This is a genomic window from Lysobacter enzymogenes (assembly GCF_017355525.1).
In the GTDB taxonomy this organism is placed as follows: domain Bacteria; phylum Pseudomonadota; class Gammaproteobacteria; order Xanthomonadales; family Xanthomonadaceae; genus Lysobacter; species Lysobacter enzymogenes_C.
Genome location: NZ_CP067395.1, coordinates 2,806,188 through 2,823,384 on the forward strand (window position 1 = coordinate 2,806,188; position 17,197 = coordinate 2,823,384).

A 17,197-nucleotide genomic window follows, 5' to 3' on the forward strand; every position below is an offset into this window, starting at 1 on the left:
GATCCAGAGACTTCAGAGTCATGCCGCGATGAAGCCGGTTGTTCGGCCTCGCCGAAACGAGAACGCAGCCGCCGTCGCAGGAATGACCGCACGACGATCCGCCGCGACCTAAGCCTCGCCCAGCAACTCGATCGCCATCACCAACGCATCCTCGCGCCCGCCCCGCGCCGGGTAGTAACGCGGCCTGCGGCCGATCTCGTTGAAGCCTTCGCTGTGGTACAGCGCGATCGCGCCGGGGTTGGACGGGCGCACTTCCAGGAACACCCGCTCGGCGCCGCGGCCGCGGGCGATGCGCAGCAAGGCGCGCAGCAGGCGGCGGCCGTGGCCGCAGCCGTGCGCTTCGGGCGCGACGCAGACGTTGAGCACGTGCGCCTCGCCGGCGGCCACGCTCATCAGGAAATAGCCGAGGATGCGGCCGTCGTCGAGCAGCACCCAGGACGGATAGTCCGCGCGCAGGCAGTCGCGGAAGATGCCCGGGGTCCAGGGGAATTCGTAGGCGCGGATCTCGATGGCGTGGACCGCGTCGAGGTCGTCCTCGCGCATCGGCCGCAACGCGCCCGGCGCGGCGGCGGCGTCGTCCAGGTCCGGCGCCAGCGCGCTCATCCGCGCGGGCCTCGCGCGCCGGCGCGGCGCAGCGCGCGCAGGCGCGGCCACAGCGCGCGCTTGGCCGCGGGCGCGCGCAAGCCGGCCGGGTCGAACAGGGCCTGCACGTCGGCGTCGCCGGGCTCGCGCCGGGCGGCGCGCAGCAGATTGCGCAGCAGCGCGTCGCCGGCGTCGGCGGCGCGCCGTTCGGGCGCGGCGGCGGGACGCCGCGCGCTTTCGCGAGGCAGGTTGTCGCTGCGCGCGCCGTCGCCGCGTTCGCCGGATCGGGAACGCGCGCCTTCGCCGCGCACCGGCGCCTCGGCGGCCGGCGCGGCGCTCTCGTCGCCGGCCAGGGCCAGCACCGAATAGCCCATCGCCTGCAGCCACTCGCGTTGCTGCGCGTCCCACAGCCCGCTCATGCCGCCCCCGCTCCGCCGGCCGGCGGCTCGGGCGCGCGCCGCATGCGCCGCCAGATCGCCTGCGCCGGGCCCGACAAGGCGTACGGCGCGAAGATCGCCAGCAGCACCCGCGGCGGGTCGATCGCGATCGCCACCAGCACCGCCACCACCACCAGGATCGCCAGGAACGGCACCCGGTCGTTGCGCGGGCCGCTGCCCTTGAAGCTGACGTAGCGCATCCGGCTCACCATCAGCAGGCCGGCGACCACGGTCACCGCCAGCGCGGCGTAGCGCAGGTCTTCGCCGGACAGGTCGAAGCTGTGGCAGGTCCAGACGAAGCTGGCGACCAGTCCGGCCGCGGCTGGGCTGGCCAGGCCGATGAACCAGCGCTTGTCGACCTGGCCGACCTGGGAATTGAAGCGGGCCAGGCGCAGCGCCGCGCACGCGGCGTACAGGAACGCGCCGACCCAGCCGATCTTGCCGGGGATCACCCCGTCGAGCTTGGTCGCCTCCAGCGCCCAGTGGTACATCACCAGCGCCGGCGCCAGGCCGAAGCTGATGAGGTCGGCGAGCGAGTCGTACTGCACGCCGAATTCGCTCTGGGTGTTGGTCAGCCGGGCGACCCGGCCGTCGACGCCGTCGAGGATGGCGGCGACGAAGATCGCCATGCAGGCCTCGTCGAAGCGGCCCTGGGTGGCGGCGATGATCGCGTAGAAGCCGGCGAACATGCCGCCGGTGGTGAACAGGTTGGGCAGCAGGTAAATGCCGCGTCCGCGCGGGCGCGGCGAGGGTTGGGGTTCCATAACTGGGAAGTGTAGCGCTTGCCGTCGTCATGGCAGGATGCTGCAATTCCGTTTCCCCCCGCCGTACCGCGGCCTGGTCCGCGCTTTCCGACGTTCCGCTGCCCTGCTTCCGGAGCCTTACATGTCCCGCATGTCCCGAATTTCCGCCCGTCGCGCCCTGCCGGCGCTGGGCCTGGGCGCCGTCCTGGCCGTCCTGGCCGCCTTCCCGGCCGCCGCCACCGACCTGTACCAGTGGAAGGACGCCCAGGGCGTCACCCACTACTCCGACTCGCCGCCGCCGGCCCAGGCCAGCGGCGGCCAGGTCAAGAACCGGGTCATCCGCAACAAGAGCGGCACCGCCAGCCAGACCGCCGCGGTGACCACGACCGGCGAGAGCGCCCCGTGCGTGAACGCCCGCGCCAACCTCAAGCAACTGCAGGGCGCCGGCCCGGTCGGGGTCGACAACAACGGCGACGGCAAGCCCGACAACGTCCTCGACGCCCAGCAGCGCGCCGCCCAGGTGCAGTTGGCCGAAACCTCGATCCGCGCCTACTGCAACCCGACGCCGCCCGCGCCCGCCTCCGCGGCCGGGTCGAGCGGCACCAAGCCCGAGCAGCGCAGCGACCAGTAACCGCCGCGGCGGCCGCGCAGCGCAGAAACCGCCGCCCCGCGCGGCGGTTTTTTTTCGTCCGCGCGCCGGCGCCGCGGCGGCGCCGCGCCAGCCGGCCGCGCCCGCATGGCAAACTGTCGCCCTTTCCCGCTTACGAATCCCGACGATGCGCCTGTCGCAGTTCCATCTCCATACCAGCAAGGAAACGCCCGCCGAAGCCGAGATCGTCAGCCACAAGCTGATGCTCAAGGCCGGCATGATCCGCAAGCTCGCCGCGGGCCTGTACACCTGGTCGCCGCTGGGCCTGCGCGTGTTGCGCAAGGTCGAGCGCGCGGTGCGCGAGGAGATGACCGCGGCCGGCGCGATCGAAGTGCTGATGCCGGCGGTGCAGCCGAAGGAACTGTGGGAGGAAACCGGCCGCTGGGAGAAGTTCGGCGGCCAGTTGCTGAAGATGCAGGACCGCAAGGAAGCCTGGTACTGCTACGGGCCGACCCACGAGGAAGTCATCACCGACTTCGCCCGCAACGAACTGGCCAGCTACAAGCAGCTGCCGGTCAATTTCTTCCAGATCCAGACCAAGTTCCGCGACGAGATCCGCCCGCGCTTCGGGGTCATGCGCGCGCGCGAGTTCCTGATGAAGGACGCCTACTCCTTCCACCTCAGCGATGAGGACCTGGGCCGCGAGTACCAGAACATGTACGACGCCTACGGCCGCATCTTCACCCGCCTGGGGCTGAAGTTCCGCGCCGTGTTCGCCGACACCGGCGCGATCGGCGGCAGCGCCTCGCACGAGTTCCACGTGCTGGCCGATTCGGGCGAGGACGCGATCGCGTTCTCCGACGGTTCCGACTACGCCGCCAACGTCGAACTGGCCGAGGCGGTTTCGCCGGGTCCGCGCGCGGCGGCCGGCGAGGCGTTGCGCAAGGTCGAAACGCCGACCCAGAAGACCTGCGAGGACGTGGCCGCGCTGCTCGGCCTGGCCCTGGCGCGCACGGTCAAGTCGGTCGCCGTCGTCGGCAGCGACGCCGACGGCGCGCCGCAGTTCGCCCTGGCGCTGGTGCGCGGCGACCACAGCGTCAACGAGATCAAGCTGTCCAAGCTCGCCGGCCTGGCCGAATACCGGCTGGCGACCGAAGCGGAAATCCTCGAGCACCTCGGCGCGCAGCCGGGCTTCCTCGGCCCGGTCGGGCCCAAGCGCGCCATCCGGGTCATCGCCGACCGCAGCGTCGCCGCGCTGGCCGACTTCGTGGTCGGCGCCAACGACAACGGCTACCACCTCGCCGGGGTCAACTGGGGCCGCGATCTGGCCGAGCCGGGCGAGGTCGCCGACATCCGCAACGCGGTCGCCGGCGATCCCTCGCCCGACGGCCGGGGCACGCTCGGCATCGCCCGCGGCATCGAGGTCGGCCACGTGTTCCAGCTCGGCCGCAAGTACGCCGAGGCGATGAAGCTCAGCGTGCTCGACGTCAACGGCAAGGCCGCGACCCCGGCGATGGGCTGCTACGGCATCGGCGTGTCGCGCATCGTCGCCGCGGCGATCGAGCAGAACCACGACGACGCCGGCATCGCCTGGCCCGAGGCGATGGCGCCGTGGCAGGCGGTGGTGTGCGTGATCAATCCGAAGAACGACGCCGCGGTCGCCGACGCCGCGCAGGCGCTGTACCAGGACCTGCTCAAGGCCGGCGTCGACGCCGCCCTGGACGACCGCGGCCTGCGCCCGGGCGCGATGTTCGCCGACATGGAACTGATCGGCGTGCCGCACCGGGTCGTGGTGTCCGAACGCGGCCTGGCCGCGGGCACCTTCGAATACCGTCACCGCCGCAGCGAAGCGGCGGAGAATCTCGATCGCGCCGCGGTGCTGGCGCGGATCGGCGCCTGATTCGGCTCCGGCCGGGCCCGACCAGGCTTGGATCGGGCCCGGCCCGGCCTCGTTCGGCGCCCGAACCGGCGCCGCGCGACGGCTCGCAGCGATTCGAAAGCGCCGCCCCGCCTGGGGCGGCGCCTTTTCACAAGCAGGTTTCGTGCCCGGTTTAGATAACCGCCGTCGCGTTGCGCGACATTCGCGCCGATAACCGCCCGATACTCCGACACCCGCACCGGCCCGCACCGGGCGCGGGCGCGCAGCCGGCGCCGTTGCGCGCGGCCGCGCCGGCGCCCGTCGCTGTGCGCGCGAACCGCGCCGCCGCCTTTGTTTCCAACGCTTTCGCCCGCCGCGGCGCTGCCGCGGGCCGGGCCGGCTTACCCGCGCGCCGCGCGATCCGATTAGTGTCGTCCCCTGTTAAATATGCGGGGATATATCGCGGCGGCATTTACGTGATCCGGCGCTGCCCTTACTATGCTGCCGCGTGCCAGGGACTGGCCGATATTCCGACCAATACTCCCGGAGGCTCCATGACGATCGATATCTCTGCGTTGTCCGCGAAAGAACTCGAAAGCCTCATCAGCCAGGCGAAGAAGCGCAAGACCACGCTCAACAAGCGCAAGCCCGTCGCCGCGGTCCGCAAGAAAGTCGTCGCCCTGCTCAAGGCCGAGGGCTACAGCCTGGAAGAACTGTTCGGCGGCGCCGCTCCCGCCGCGCGCGCCGGCCGCCCGGCCAAGGCCGCCAAGACCGCCGCCCCGGCCGCGCGCAAGGCGCGCAAGCCGCTCGGCAAGGTCGCGCCGAAGTACAGCAACCCGGCCAATCCCGGCGAAACCTGGACCGGCCGCGGCAAGCAGCCGCGTTGGCTGGCCGCTTATACCGCCGGCGGGCGCAAGCTGGACGAGTTCCTGATCAAGTAATCTCGCAGTAAAAGCAAAATCCCCCGAAACCGCCGGCCTTGAGCCGGCGTTTTCATTTGCTTTTTGCTTTTTTGACGCCGCAGAAAACCCATCGCTACGCCATCCCTCGCGCGCAGACGAATCACCGCGCCCGATCCCCCATCCCGATTTACAAATTCCGCCGCGACGGCAGCAACAGATTCCCGAATATCAATCCGGCGATCAGCGCCAGCAGGATATTCACCACCGCCAGCAACGCATCCTGCCCGACCTGCACGTCCTGCTGCTGCAGCATGTTCAACAGCCCGCGCAGGCTGACGCTGCCGGGCACCAGCAGGATGATCCCGGGCACCCGGATGATCGCCCCGGGCCGGTTGCCCCAGCGCGCATACGCATTGCCCAGCGCGGTCATCACCAGCGCGGCCAGGAAGATTCCCGCCGGGCTGCCCCAGGCCAGGCCGACGAAACGCGAGATCAGATAACCGCCGGCGGCCGCGGCCATGACCTTGGGATAATCGTTGCGGTGGGCGCGGAACAGCACCGCGAACGCGTAGCACGCCACCGCCAGCCCGCACCATTCGACCCAGCCTTCCTGCGGCCGCCACGCCCGCACCACCGGCTCCAGCCCGACCAGATCGGCCAGGTACAGCCCGATCACCGTGCCGACCGCGAGTTTCACCACCGTGGTCACCGCGCCGGCGAAGCGCGCGGTGCCCGAGACCAGATGCTGGCTGGTCAATTCGTTGACCGCGTTGGTCAGCGCCATACCCGGCAGCAGCACGATCAGCGACGCGATGATGACCGTGTTCTGATTCAGCGGCGCGACGTAATTGGCCACCAGCACCACCACCGCGGCGGCGAACATGCCGGCGATCGCCTCCAGCGCTTCGCGCAGGCGCGGGCGCTGGCCGGACACGTCGACCAGCAGGCCGATCATCAAGCCGTTGACCGCGGCCACGGCGATGTCGAGCCACGGCAGCCGCAGCAGCGCCGCGACCGCGCCGGCGGCGAGGCCGTAGCCGATCACCTGCATCGTCCGCCAGCGGCGCGTGCGCGGACGGTCCAGCGCCTCCAGCGCGGCGTGGCCGGCGGCCAGATCCAGCCGTCCGGCCATCACTTCTTCGGCGATGCGGTCGGTTTCGCTGAGCCGGTACAGATCGTTCTCGCCGGGCGGCAGGCGGATGACCCGGGTGGTGTCGCTTTCGCCGAGCGGCCGCTGCGGGTCGCTGAAGGTCAGGATCAGCCCGGTCGGATTGGACCAGGGCTCGCACTCCAGGCGCAGCCGCGAGGCGACCGCGGTGACCGCGCCTTCCAGGCGCTGCGAGGTGGTCCCGTAGCTGTGCAGGCGTTCGGCCAGCTCGACCACGAAGGCGATGCGGGCGGCGTAACTGGTGGCGCTGAGCGGATGCGGGGTGGACATATCGGCGAAGCATGGCACGCGCGCGCGCCGCATGGCAGCGGGGCCGCGCGCTGCGGCCGGGCCGCGTTGCGATCGCGTCATCGCGGCCCCCGGCCGCCCGGCCGGCGCATGAACTGCGCGGTCCACGCGACACTCACCTCGTCGTGCCTAGCCTGTATCCTCCCGCCCGAGGCCCTATGACCGTATCGACCACGCAAGCGCCGGAACTCACCGCCGAGGGCGAAGAGCCCTCGCGGTTGCGGCTTTCCGGCTGCTGGACGCTCGAGCACGCGCTGGCCATCGGCGATGCGCTCAAGCACGCGCCGCATGCGGTGGCCGAGGTCGACGCGACCTCGGTGCAGCGCCTGGACTCGGTCGGGGTGCTGCAGCTGATGCGCTTCGCGCGCCGGCACAAGCTCGATTTCGACGGCATCTTCCGCTTCCACGACAGCCATCGCGCGCTGGTCAGCGCGATCGAGGACGTCGCCGACGAACGCCCGAAGAAGAAGCGCGAGTACGGCTTCCAGGCCGCGCTGGCGCGGCTGGGCTTCGCGGTCACCGACAACTGGAAGGAAGTGCTGGCGCTGGTCGCCTTCTTCGGCGAAACGCTGGTGAAGATGCTGCGGCTGTTCAAGAACCCCGGCCGCTTCCGCCCCACCGCCACCGTCCACCACATGGAGCAGGTCGGCCTCGACGCGGTGCCGCTGATCGCGCTGCTGTGCTATCTGGTCGGCGCGGTGGTCGCGTTCCTCGGCTCGACCATCCTCAAGGATTTCGGCGCGACCATCTTCGTGGTCGAACTGGTCAGCATCGCCTTCCTGCGCGAGTTCGGCGTGCTGCTGACCGCGATCGTGCTGGCCGGCCGCACCGCCAGCGCGTTCACCGCGCAGATCGGCGCGATGGTCAGCCGCGAGGAGGTCGACGCGATCCGCACCCTCGGCATGGACCCGGTCGACCTGCTGGTGATCCCGCGGGTGCTGGCGCTGCTGGTGATGCTGCCGCTGCTGACCTTCATCGCGATGATCGCCGGCCTGCTCGGCGGCCTCACCGTCGGCGCCTACGGCCTGGACATTCCGCCGCAGCAATACCTGGCGCGCATGCACGACACCATGCAGCTGCGCCATTTCCTGGTCGGCATGGTCAAGGCGCCGATCTTCGCCCTGCTGATCAGCCTGATCGGCTGCCTGGAAGGCCTGCAGGTCAAGGGCACGGCGCAGTCGGTCGGCGAACGCACCACCTCCAGCGTGGTCCAGTCGATCTCGCTGGTGATCGTGCTGGACGCGTTCTTCGCGATCTGGTTCATGGAGATGGGCTGGTGAGGCCGGGATTCGGGATTGGGGATTCGGGATTCGTTGAAAGGCGAAGCCCGTGCGCGAGCGCGCGGATCGCGAGGAGCCCGCTGTGACGAATCCCGAATCCCAAATCCCGAATCCCGACGTCGACGGCGGCGAAGCCGCCGACGACGTCATCATCCGCATCCGCGGACTGGTCAACCATTTCGGCGAGCAGGTCGTCCACGACGGCCTCGACCTGGACGTCAAGCGCGGCGAGATCATCGGCGTGGTCGGCGGCTCGGGCACCGGCAAGTCGGTGATGATGCGGTCGATCCTGGGCCTGCGTAAGCCCAACGCCGGCCAGATCGAAGTGCTCGGCATCGACGCGCGCAGCGCCGATCCGCAGCTGCGCCGCGAGATCGAACGCAACACCGGCGTGCTGTTCCAGGACGGCGCGCTGTTCTCCTCGCTGACCGTCGGCGAGAACGTGCAGGTGCCGCTGAAGGAGTACCACAGCGAGCTGCCCGATTCGCTGCGCTACGAACTGGCGCTGCTGAAGGTCAAGCTGTCGGGCCTGCCGGCCGACGCGATCGACAAGCTGCCGTCGCAGCTGTCCGGCGGCATGCGCAAGCGCGCCGGCCTGGCCCGCGCGCTGGCGCTGGACCCGCCTTTGCTGTTCCTCGACGAACCCACCGCCGGCCTCGACCCGATCGGCGCGGCCGCGTTCGACCGGCTGATCCGCACCCTGCAGCAGGCGCTGGGCCTGACCGTGTTCCTGATCACCCACGACCTGGACACGCTGTACGCGATCTGCGACCGCATCGCGGTGCTGGCCGACAAGAAGGTCATCGCCTGCGCGCCGATCCAGGAGGTCGAAAAGCTCGACCATCCGTGGGTGCAGGAATACTTCCACGGCCCGCGCGCGCGCGCCGCGCAGGTGGCGCGCGACAAGAACGAACACGGCCGGGACACGCGCTCCGACAGTGCGCATGCCAGCCGCGCGCACGGCGCCGGCGGGCGCGATCCGGCACAAGGCGCGGACGAGGATGCCCCGGCCCGATGAACGCCTGGCTCGCCGAACCCGGCACGCTGTGGAGCGTGTCGCTCTGGGGTTTGTTGTGCGCCGCCGCGGCTACGCTGTGGTGGCCGAAGGCGCGCGCCGCGACCCTCGCGTTGCTGGCGCTGGCGCTGGCCGCCGCGTTCGCGCGCGGGCTGCTCGCGCCGCCGGCATTGATCTCGCTGGCCCTGCTCGCCTTGGCGGCGTGGCTGGTGCGCCCGGCGCGGCCGCGCGCGGCGCGCATCGGCGGCCACGTGCTGTTCGTGCTGACCGCATTCGCGCTCGGCCTGCATCTGCTGCCGGGCTTCCGGAATCCGCAGTTGCTCGCCGATGTGCGCCTCAGCGCCGACGCGGCGCCGATGTCGCTGTACTTCAATTTCGACAAGCCGCTGGCCGGCTTCTGGCTGCTGCTGTGCTGGCCGCTGCTGCGCCTGTACGGCGACGGCCCGCGCCCGCTGGCGACGTCGCTGGGCGCGGGGCTGGCCGGCGCAGCGGCCGCGGCGGTGCTGTGCCTCGGCCTCGGCGTCGCTCTGGGCCTGATCGCCTGGGCGCCGAAGTGGCCGTGGTTCGGCGCGCTGTGGGCGCTCAACAACCTGCTGCTGGTGGCGCTGACCGAGGAAGCGATGTTCCGCGGCTATCTGCAGGAAAGCCTGCTGAGGCGCTGGCAGGCGCAGCGCTGGGGCGCGCACGCGGCGATCGCGGTCGCGGCGCTGGCGTTCGGGCTGGTCCACCTCGGCGGCGGCTGGCGGTTCGCGATCGCGGCCACGCTGGCGGGGTTGGCCTACGGCTGGGCTTACCGCAAGGGCGGCCTGGCCGCCGCGGTGCTGGCGCACTTCGGCCTGAACCTCCTGCACTTCACCCTGTTCACCTACCCCATGCTGGCATGATGCCGGCCGGGCTCACGCCGTTCGAAGGTGCCTGATGGAAACCAAGGCCAATTACGTGCTGATCGGTGCGTTCACCATCGTGGTGACGCTGTTCCTGCTGCTGTTCGCCTTGTGGGCGGCCAAGTACTCCTCGGAGAAGAGCTGGCGCGAGTACGCGGTGATCTTCAACGAGCCGGTCACCGGCCTGTCGGAAGGCAGCACCGTGCAATACAACGGCATCGGCGTGGGCACCGTGCAGCAGCTCAGCCTGGCGCCGGACGATCCGCGCCGGGTCATCGCCAAGCTGCGCCTGCAGGCCGACGCGCCGGTCAAGACCGACACCCGCGCCAAGCTGTCGCTGACCGGCATCACCGGCACCCCGATCATCCAGCTCACCGGCGGCAGCCCGAACAGCCCGCGCCTGGCCGAGTCGGGCAACGGCGACGTGCCGATCATCCAGACCGAAGCCTCGGCGCTGCAGAACATCGCCGACACCGCCAACCGGCTGGTCGCGCGCCTGGACCAGGTGCTCAGCGACGACAACGTCAAGCACGTCTCCAACACCCTGGCCAACATCGAATCGCTGACCGGCTCGATCGCCGACCAGCGCGGCGACCTGCGCGAGCTGATCGCCAACGCCAAGAAATCCAGCCAGCAGCTCAGCCAGACCCTGGCCACCACCAACCGCGCCGTCGAAAGCGTCGACCGCGAACTGGCGCAGAAGCTGCCGGGCGTCATCGACAAGCTCGACAGCACCCTGACCAAGCTCGATTCGGCCGCTTCCGGCGCCAACGGCATCCTCAACGACAACCGCGCCGCGATCAGCAGCTTCGCCAACGACGGGCTGGCCCAGCTCGGCCCGACCCTGACCGAACTGCGTTCGCTGGTGCGCGACCTGCGCCGGATCAGCGACCGCCTCGACAGCAACCCGACCCGCTACCTGCTCGGCCGCGACGCGGCCAAGGAATTCGAGCCGGAGAAGGCCGCCCGATGAGCATTCTTCCGACGAGCCGCACGCCCCGCCGCCACGCGAGCACCCCGACCATGACGACGACCCGCGCCCTCCGCCCCGCCGCCGCGCTGCGCCTGATCGGCGCCGGCCTCGCCGCCGCGCTGGCGCTGTCGGGCTGCTCGATTCTCGACGAGAAGCCGAAGAACCCGACCACCCAGTACGCGCCCGACCCGCGCGTGCCGGCCGATCCGTCCTGGCCGCAGGCGAACTGGCAGTTGTCGCTGAGCGCGCCGAACGCGGCGCGCATGATCGACAGCCTGCGCATCGCGGTGCGCCCCAGCGGCGACGAGATCCAGGTCTACAAGGGCGCGGCCTGGGCCAAGCTGCCGAGCAGCATGATCGAGGACGCGCTGCTGCGCACGCTGGAGGACTCCGGCAAGATCGCCGCGGTCGCGCGCCAGGGCAGCGGCATCGGCGCGCAGTACAAGCTGGTGCTGGACCTGCGCCGGTTCGAATCCGACTACGCCGGCAACGCCTTGCCGTCGGCGGTGATCGAGATCAACGCCAAGTTGTTCCACACCACCGACCAGACGGTCGTCGCCTCGCGCACCTTCCTGCATTCCACTCCGGCCGCGAGCGCCGAAGTGCGCGACGTGGTCGCCGCGTTCGAGCGTTCGCTGGCGGCGAGCACGGGCGAGATCGCCGGGTGGACGCTGGTGTCGGGCGATGCGCACGAGAAGATCCACCAGCGCTGAACCCGGCGAATCCGTTCGCAACGACATGGACGATCCGTACACCGTTGCGCGCGCTGCGGTTCCGCAGCCGCCGCCGCAGCGCGCGCTGTTTTCCGGCTTCGTCGCGGCGGCGATCTGTCTGCTGATGTTGCTTGTGGTGGCCGCGAACGTGGGCGGCAATTCATATCGCTTCTCGCAAGCGGGGTTCTTCGCCGTGCCTGCGCGCACGGACGAAATCGCAGGCTTACAAGCCTTGCAGGATTACGTCCAGTACTCATTGATAGCGGCATCGGCGCTGTGCCTGGCTCTGAGCCTGCCGCGGCTGCGCGCCGGCAAGCTGCGCTGGGCGCGAAACGTTACGATCTGGCTCCTGGCGGCCGGCTCTTACGCGCTGGGCGATTTCCTCTGGAAGTCGTTGAGTTCGCTGATCGTCGGCATGCCCTGAACCCGCGCCACGGCGACAGCTTTCCGACAGCGTTGTAACAAGTGATCGCCGGCACGGGCCGCAGCCGATCGCACTCCTAGACTGCGCGCCGATTCCCCGTGCGTCCCGGAGTTCGCCATGCTCGTTCCTTATTCGAAACGCCGCCGCAACGCGCGCCGCCGCGCGCTGCTCGCGCTCGCGCTGGGCCTGGAAGCGGCCGCGTGCATCGGCCTGGCCCAGGCCACCCCGGCCGGCACGATCGACTACGAAACCGTCAACGCCACGCCGCTGCGCGCGATCGGCCGCGACCTGCAGGCACCCGACGCGAGCCAGAGCGTGCTGTTCGGCGCGCGCCTGCAAAGCGCGCAGCCGGAGACCTACGATCAGATCGTGTTCGCCGTGCGCGACGCGCAGGACCGTAGCTTCGACCTCGGCCACCAGAACAACTACCGCGTCGATGCGAGCGTGCGCGAGCTGACCGGCAGCGCGCAGTTCCCGCCCGGCCAATACCGCTACTGGCTGTCGTACTACGCCGGCGGACGCTGGACCAGCCTCGCGCCGGAACGCAGCTTCACCGTCGCCGCCGCACCGTCGGGCGGCGATCCGTCGACGACGCGTCCGTTGGGCGCCGGCACGAATTGGGTCTACAAGTTCGGCGACGAGTTCAACGCCGCCGCCGTCGACTGGAACAAGTGGGCCGACAATTCCTCGGCCGAGTCCGACAACGGCCACGGCAATCCCGGCAACCAGCAACTGGAATGGAACCAGGCCGCGAACTGCTCGGTGTCCGCGGGCGCGCTGCGCATGCTGGCCAAACGCGAACGTGTGCGCTCGCCGTCGGGCCGCACTTACGACTGGACCTCGTGCCTGCTGTCCTCGCACAAGCGCTACAACTTCCGCTACGGCTTCATCGAGGCGCGCATGAAGCTGCCGGCGCTGGCCGGATTCTGGCCCGCGTTCTGGACCTTCCAGGCGCCCGGCGCGCAGCAGTGGAACGAGACCGACGTGTTCGAGTACTACTCCGACAACAAGCGCCGGCTGTACTTGAACCAGTACGTGGTCCGCAACGGCGCCGAGGAACTCGACGCGTATCCGCTCGACATCGATTTCGATCCCAGCGCCGGCTGGCACGTCTACGGCGCCGACATCGCGCCCGACGCGACCCGCTTCTACATCGACGGCAAGCTGGTGCGCACGACCCGCAACGCCAGCCAGATCGACAGCTCGATCCTGGTCGATCACTTCGTCTATTCGGTCAAGCCGCCGGCGGCGTCGACGCAGTCGGAGACGACGTACGTCGATTACATCCGCGCGTGGCAACGGCCGTAAGCGCGGATCGATGCGCAGCGGTCCGCAGCGCAGCGGCCGCAAGCGCAGCCGCTCGAAAACCGATGCGGTTGTTGGCGGCGCGATTCGAAGCGGCGCCGTTCGAAGACCGGCCGCGCCCGAGCGCAGAGCGTCGGGCCTGAAGGCCCTCCCACCGAGGGCCTCATACCGGGCCGCGCCCGCTCTGGTGGGTGGGCCTTCAGGCCCGGCGCTCTGGGCTCGGATGGGAGGGCCTTCAGGCCCGAAGCGATGCGCTCAGAACGCCGCGCCCTGCCCTGCCCTGCCCTGTCCGCGACAGCGCTCGCCGCATTGCGCGCGCTTCACTCCACTGGCACGAACCGAAGCTCCACGCCCACCTGCGCCGCGGCCCGCTCGGCCAAATCGCGGCTGCCGTCGTAACCCTCGCTGCCTGCGTAGTAACGCCCCAAGTCCCACGCATTCAGACCTGTGGCCGCCTACCGTTCGAGATCGCTCAAGTAAAAACCCGGCACTTGCGCCAAGGCCCGGCCCAACCGCATTCGAAGCTTGCTCGCCTGCGCCGGTGAAGACGGCACATCCACGATCGCCCGATACGCGGCCGGCGCCGAGCCGGGCTCCGGCGCCGGAACGATCAGCCCCGCGAATTCGCGGCCGCATTCGCCGCACGCGAACCGGATCATCGCGGTTCCCTCGCCGGCCACAGACTGCGCTTCGCCGCCACAGGCAAGGCAATCGACCGTCATCGCAGACATCGCACCCTCACCGGTTCGTGTCCGGCAGACCCGGCCGCATCCGCGGCCGTATCACCCGAAACGTCAAATTGATCCGCTCCCCGACCGGCCGCGCCGTGCGCGGCAACGCATGCCGGTAATTCGCCTGGGTCGGCCCTGACATCACCAGCAAACTGCCGTGTCCCAACTCCAACGCGGCCTTCAGGCCCGGATCGCGCCGATGCTTCAGCGCGAACCGCCGCCGCGCGCCCAGGCTCAGCGAGGCGATCGTCGGCGCCGGCCCCAGTTCGGGCTCGTCGTCGCTGTGCCAACCCATCGCGTCGCGCCCGTCGCGATAGCGATTGGCCAGCACGCTGTTGAACGCCGCGCCGAGTTCGCGCGCCAGCCGCTCGCGCACCGGCAGCAACGCCGGCGGCCACGGATGCGGGCGGAACTCGGCCCCCGAATAGCGATAGCGCGCCTGCGCGTCGCCGATCCAGCTGCTGAGCCGCGGCGAATCGTGCTCGCGCCCGAACAGGCGGATGCGGTGCACCTCCCACGCGGTCTGCGCCAGCACCGCGGCGTACAGCGCATCGGCCGCATCCGCGTCCAGCCAGTGCGGGTCGTAGGCCAGTTCGGCGTCTTGCAGCGGCAGTCGGGTCGGCGGCATCGGCCGGCACGCTAGCACGCGCGGCGCGGCCGCCGCGATCCGTAGCTTGCGCTGCGCCGCAGCCCCCTGCAGCTCCATACCCGACCGCACCGATCCGGCTGGAAACCGTTTCAAACGCGCACCGAACGCACGCACTTTGCGCCCGCCGACGCGGCCCGGGCCGCGATTCGCGCCGGCGGAAATGGCGCCTGCCGGGCAAACCCGCGACAATGGCGGGATTGCACGCAAGAGTACCGCCAGCATGAGCGAACAGCCGACCGGCACGGTCCCGTCCGACACGCCAGCCATCGAGATCGAACGCGACGTCATGGAATACGACGTCGTCACCGTCGGCGCCGGCCCGTCCGGCCTGGCGTTCGCGATCCGGCTCAAGCAGCTCAATCCGGAGCTGTCGGTCTGCGTGATCGAGAAGTCCAGCACCATCGGCGCGCACATCCTGTCCGGCGCGGTGATCGAGCCGGCGCCGCTGGACGCGCTGCTGCCGGGCTGGCGCGACAACCCGCCGCCGATCTGCGTGCCCGCGGGGCAGGACGAGTTCTGGTTCATGACCAAGACCGGCGGCTACAAGTCGCCGATCGTGCCGCCGGACATGAACAACCACGGCAACTTCATCGTCAGCCTCGGCGCGATGTGCGCGTGGATGGCGCCGCAGGCCGAAGCGCTCGGCGTGGAGATCTACGCCGGCTTCGCCGCCGCCGAGACCCTGCACGACCCCGACGGCCGCGTCGCCGGCGTGCGCATCGGCGACATGGGCATCGCCAAGGACGGAACCCACAAGCCCGGCTTCACCGCCGGCATCGACATCCGCGCCAAGGTCACCGTGTTCGCCGAAGGCGCGCGCGGCCATCTGACCAAGCGCCTGATCAAGCGCTTCGAGCTCGACGCCGACAGCGATCCGCAAGGCTATTCGATCGGCATCAAGGAGCTGTGGCAGGTCCCCGAGGACCGCACCACCCCGGGCAAGATCGTGCACAGCGTCGGCTGGCCGGCCGATAGCCGCACCTACGGCGGCAGCTTCCTCTATCACCTGGACAAGGGCCGCATCGCCCTGGGCTACGTCAGCGGCCTGGATTACAGCGACCCGGACTACAAGCCCTGGGAAGCGTTCCAGCAGTGGAAGAACCACCCGCTGATCAAGCCGTTGCTGGAAGGCGGCAACCTCGTTTCCTCCGGCGCGCGCGCGATCGTCACCGGCGGCTGGCAGTCGCTGCCCAAGCTCGACATGCCCGGCGCGCTGCTGATCGGCGACACCGCCGGCCTGCTCAACGTGCCCAAGATCAAGGGCACCCATCAGGCGATCCGCTCGGGCATGCTCGCCGCCGAGCATCTGGCCGCGCAGCCGCAGCTCGACAGCGCCGGCTTCGACGCCAAGCTGCGCGCGTCCGAAGCGATGGCCGAGCTCAAGAAAGTGCGCAACATCAAGCCCGGCTTCAAGAAGGGCTTCTGGTTCGGCATGCTCAACGCGGCCTGGGAAACGGTCACCGCCGGCGGCTCGCCGTGGACGCTGAAGAACAAGGCCGACTGGCCGTCGCTGGACAAGCTCGGCGAAGCCGAACAGCCCAAGCGCGACTACGCCGACCGCACCCTGGCCCCGCGCGACCGTCTCGCCGGCGTGTACTTCGCCGCGACCGAACACGACGAAGACCAGCCGGTGCACCTCAAGGTCGCCGACACCAACGTCTGCGTGACCCAGTGCGCCAGCGAGTACGGCAACCCCTGCACGCGCTTCTGCCCCGCCGGCGTCTACGAGATCGTCGAGGAGGAAGGCGCCAAGCGCCTGCAGATCAACGCCGCCAACTGCGTGCACTGCAAGACCTGCGACATCAAGGACCCGTACGAGATCATCACCTGGGTCACGCCGGAGGGCGGGTCGGGGCCGAATTACCAGAACATGTAGCCGGCGTTCGCGCCCGCTGCCGCAACGGCCCGCGCTCGCCCGGCGATCGCGGGCCGTTGCGTTTGCGCGCCGGGCCGGGCGACTCGGTTGCGGGAACGAAAAAGCCGCCTCGCGGCGGCTTTTCGATACAACGGGCCTGCGCGGCGCTCAGGCCCGGCGCAGTTCGACCCCGGTCTTCTCGCGCAACTCGTCCTCGCCGACGCCCGGCGCGGACTCGACCAGCACCAGGCCGTCGGCGGTCACGTCCATGACCGCCAACTCGGTGATGATGCGGTTGACCACGCCCAGGCCGGTCAGCGGCAGCGTGCATTCGGGCAGGATCTTGTGCTCGCCGTTCTTGGCGGTGTGCTCCATCAGCACGACCACGCGCTTGACCCCGGCGACCAGATCCATCGCGCCGCCCATGCCCTTGACCATCTTGCCGGGCACCATCCAGTTGGCCAGATCGCCTTTATGGGTGACCTGCATGGCGCCGAGGATGGCCAGGTCGATGTGGCCGCCGCGGATCATCGCGAAGCTGTCGTGGCTGCCGAAGTAGCTGGCGCCGGGACGCGCGGTGACGGTCTGCTTGCCGGCGTTGATGAGGTCGGCGTCGACTTCGGCTTCGGTCGGGAACGGGCCGATGCCGAGCAGGCCGTTTTCCGATTGCAGCCACACGTCCATGCCGTCGGGGATGAAGTTGGCGACCAGGGTCGGCAAGCCGATGCCGAGATTGACGTAGGCGCCGTCGGTGAGTTCCTGCGCGGCGCGCTGCGCCATTTCGTCGCGGGTCCAGGGCAT

General features: G+C 70.1%; 16 protein-coding genes and 2 pseudogenes. 11 read left to right on the plus strand and 7 right to left on the minus strand.

Going from position 1 to position 17,197, the window contains the following annotated elements:
- Positions 1 to 108: 108 nt before the first annotated feature.
- The 3 genes from rimI to pssA are packed head-to-tail and all read right to left on the minus strand — an operon-like array spanning position 109 to position 1,783.
- The gene (gene rimI, locus JHW38_RS11655) at positions 109 to 603 is read right to left on the minus strand and encodes a ribosomal protein S18-alanine N-acetyltransferase (RefSeq protein ID WP_207526065.1); all 495 of its coding nucleotides are present in this window, start codon (positions 601 to 603) and stop codon (positions 109 to 111) included.
- Positions 600 to 1,001 carry a hypothetical protein gene (locus tag JHW38_RS11660; protein ID WP_207526066.1) on the minus strand — a complete coding sequence of 134 codons (402 nt, stop codon included), beginning with the start codon at positions 999 to 1,001 and terminating at the stop codon, positions 600 to 602. Before JHW38_RS11660 ends, rimI begins: the two co-directional genes overlap by 4 nt.
- On the minus strand, positions 998 to 1,783 hold the full coding sequence (gene pssA / locus JHW38_RS11665; protein ID WP_207526067.1) for a CDP-diacylglycerol--serine O-phosphatidyltransferase: 786 nt from the start codon (positions 1,781 to 1,783) through the stop codon (positions 998 to 1,000). The genes JHW38_RS11660 and pssA overlap by 4 nt, the downstream gene beginning before the upstream one ends.
- Positions 1,784 to 1,904: 121 nt before the next feature.
- Between pssA and JHW38_RS11670 the strand changes: the two genes are divergently transcribed.
- The 3 genes and pseudogenes from JHW38_RS11670 to JHW38_RS11680 all read left to right on the plus strand — a co-directional run.
- Positions 1,905 to 2,393, plus strand: coding sequence for a DUF4124 domain-containing protein (locus tag JHW38_RS11670; RefSeq protein ID WP_242691335.1), 489 nt, complete (start codon positions 1,905 to 1,907; stop codon positions 2,391 to 2,393).
- 145 nt (positions 2,394 to 2,538) lie between these two features.
- Positions 2,539 to 4,251: a proline--tRNA ligase gene (locus JHW38_RS11675; protein WP_207526068.1), complete on the plus strand. Its 1,713-nt coding sequence runs from the start codon at positions 2,539 to 2,541 to the stop codon at positions 4,249 to 4,251.
- 512 nt (positions 4,252 to 4,763) lie between these two features.
- Positions 4,764 to 5,144, plus strand: a pseudogene (locus JHW38_RS11680) (H-NS family nucleoid-associated regulatory protein); the annotation flags it as partial.
- Between the two features lie 154 nt (positions 5,145 to 5,298).
- Here JHW38_RS11680 and JHW38_RS11685 read toward each other — a convergent pair.
- Positions 5,299 to 6,549 carry a threonine/serine ThrE exporter family protein gene (locus JHW38_RS11685; RefSeq protein ID WP_207526070.1) on the minus strand — a complete coding sequence of 417 codons (1,251 nt, stop codon included), beginning with the start codon at positions 6,547 to 6,549 and terminating at the stop codon, positions 5,299 to 5,301.
- Between the two features lie 176 nt (positions 6,550 to 6,725).
- Here JHW38_RS11685 and JHW38_RS11690 point away from each other — a divergent pair, with 176 nt between their 5' ends.
- The 7 genes and pseudogenes from JHW38_RS11690 (at position 6,726) to JHW38_RS11720 (ending at position 13,164) form a co-directional block, all read left to right on the plus strand.
- Complete coding sequence (locus JHW38_RS11690; RefSeq protein ID WP_207526071.1) at positions 6,726 to 7,847, plus strand: ABC transporter permease; 1,122 nt, start codon at positions 6,726 to 6,728, stop codon at positions 7,845 to 7,847.
- Between the two features lie 82 nt (positions 7,848 to 7,929).
- Positions 7,930 to 8,748, plus strand: a pseudogene (locus JHW38_RS11695) (ABC transporter ATP-binding protein); the annotation flags it as partial.
- 113 nt (positions 8,749 to 8,861) lie between these two features.
- Entirely contained in the window at positions 8,862 to 9,746 is an 885-nt protein-coding gene (locus JHW38_RS11700) for a CPBP family intramembrane glutamic endopeptidase (RefSeq protein ID WP_207526073.1), read from the plus strand.
- 34 nt (positions 9,747 to 9,780) lie between these two features.
- Positions 9,781 to 10,719, plus strand: a complete 939-nt coding sequence (locus JHW38_RS11705; RefSeq protein WP_207526074.1) for an MlaD family protein — start codon at positions 9,781 to 9,783, stop codon at positions 10,717 to 10,719.
- 50 nt (positions 10,720 to 10,769) lie between these two features.
- Positions 10,770 to 11,432, plus strand: a complete 663-nt coding sequence (locus tag JHW38_RS11710) for an ABC-type transport auxiliary lipoprotein family protein (protein WP_207526075.1) — start codon at positions 10,770 to 10,772, stop codon at positions 11,430 to 11,432.
- A 25-nt stretch (positions 11,433 to 11,457) separates the two neighbouring features.
- Positions 11,458 to 11,856, plus strand: coding sequence for a hypothetical protein (locus tag JHW38_RS11715; RefSeq protein ID WP_207526076.1), 399 nt, complete (start codon positions 11,458 to 11,460; stop codon positions 11,854 to 11,856).
- Between the two features lie 117 nt (positions 11,857 to 11,973).
- Complete coding sequence (locus tag JHW38_RS11720) at positions 11,974 to 13,164, plus strand: glycoside hydrolase family 16 protein (protein WP_207526077.1); 1,191 nt, start codon at positions 11,974 to 11,976, stop codon at positions 13,162 to 13,164.
- A gap of 452 nt (positions 13,165 to 13,616) precedes the next feature.
- On the opposite strand, the gene JHW38_RS11725 is transcribed toward JHW38_RS11720, so the two are convergent.
- Together JHW38_RS11725 and JHW38_RS11730 are read right to left on the minus strand one after the other, a co-directional pair.
- A complete protein-coding gene (locus JHW38_RS11725) occupies positions 13,617 to 13,883 on the minus strand; it encodes a hypothetical protein (protein ID WP_207526078.1) in 267 nt (88 codons plus the stop codon).
- A 16-nt stretch (positions 13,884 to 13,899) separates the two neighbouring features.
- On the minus strand, positions 13,900 to 14,520 hold the full coding sequence (locus JHW38_RS11730) for an alpha-ketoglutarate-dependent dioxygenase AlkB family protein (protein WP_207526345.1): 621 nt from the start codon (positions 14,518 to 14,520) through the stop codon (positions 13,900 to 13,902).
- Positions 14,521 to 14,761: 241 nt separating this feature from the next.
- Between JHW38_RS11730 and JHW38_RS11735 the strand changes: the two genes are divergently transcribed.
- Complete coding sequence (locus tag JHW38_RS11735) at positions 14,762 to 16,417, plus strand: electron transfer flavoprotein-ubiquinone oxidoreductase (protein ID WP_207526079.1); 1,656 nt, start codon at positions 14,762 to 14,764, stop codon at positions 16,415 to 16,417.
- Between the two features lie 147 nt (positions 16,418 to 16,564).
- On the opposite strand, the gene JHW38_RS11740 is transcribed toward JHW38_RS11735, so the two are convergent.
- Positions 16,565 to 17,197, minus strand: a complete 633-nt coding sequence (locus tag JHW38_RS11740; protein ID WP_207526080.1) for a CoA transferase subunit B — start codon at positions 17,195 to 17,197, stop codon at positions 16,565 to 16,567.

Coding starts and splice junctions, on each gene's coding strand:
- JHW38_RS11735 (WP_207526079.1), top strand. CDS start 14,762: ATGAGCGAACAGCCGACCGGCACGGTCCCGTCCGACACGCCAGCCATC.
- pssA (WP_207526067.1), bottom strand. CDS start 1,783: ATGGAACCCCAACCCTCGCCGCGCCCGCGCGGACGCGGCATTTACCTG.
- JHW38_RS11705 (WP_207526074.1), top strand. CDS start 9,781: ATGGAAACCAAGGCCAATTACGTGCTGATCGGTGCGTTCACCATCGTG.
- JHW38_RS11710 (WP_207526075.1), top strand. CDS start 10,770: ATGACGACGACCCGCGCCCTCCGCCCCGCCGCCGCGCTGCGCCTGATC.
- JHW38_RS11715 (WP_207526076.1), top strand. CDS start 11,458: ATGGACGATCCGTACACCGTTGCGCGCGCTGCGGTTCCGCAGCCGCCG.
- JHW38_RS11685 (WP_207526070.1), bottom strand. CDS start 6,549: ATGTCCACCCCGCATCCGCTCAGCGCCACCAGTTACGCCGCCCGCATC.
- JHW38_RS11670 (WP_242691335.1), top strand. CDS start 1,905: ATGTCCCGCATGTCCCGAATTTCCGCCCGTCGCGCCCTGCCGGCGCTG.
- JHW38_RS11740 (WP_207526080.1), bottom strand. CDS start 17,197: ATGCCCTGGACCCGCGACGAAATGGCGCAGCGCGCCGCGCAGGAACTC.
- JHW38_RS11690 (WP_207526071.1), top strand. CDS start 6,726: ATGACCGTATCGACCACGCAAGCGCCGGAACTCACCGCCGAGGGCGAA.
- JHW38_RS11725 (WP_207526078.1), bottom strand. CDS start 13,883: ATGACGGTCGATTGCCTTGCCTGTGGCGGCGAAGCGCAGTCTGTGGCC.
- JHW38_RS11720 (WP_207526077.1), top strand. CDS start 11,974: ATGCTCGTTCCTTATTCGAAACGCCGCCGCAACGCGCGCCGCCGCGCG.
- JHW38_RS11675 (WP_207526068.1), top strand. CDS start 2,539: ATGCGCCTGTCGCAGTTCCATCTCCATACCAGCAAGGAAACGCCCGCC.
- JHW38_RS11730 (WP_207526345.1), bottom strand. CDS start 14,520: ATGCCGCCGACCCGACTGCCGCTGCAAGACGCCGAACTGGCCTACGAC.
- rimI (WP_207526065.1), bottom strand. CDS start 603: ATGAGCGCGCTGGCGCCGGACCTGGACGACGCCGCCGCCGCGCCGGGC.
- JHW38_RS11700 (WP_207526073.1), top strand. CDS start 8,862: ATGAACGCCTGGCTCGCCGAACCCGGCACGCTGTGGAGCGTGTCGCTC.
- JHW38_RS11660 (WP_207526066.1), bottom strand. CDS start 1,001: ATGAGCGGGCTGTGGGACGCGCAGCAACGCGAGTGGCTGCAGGCGATG.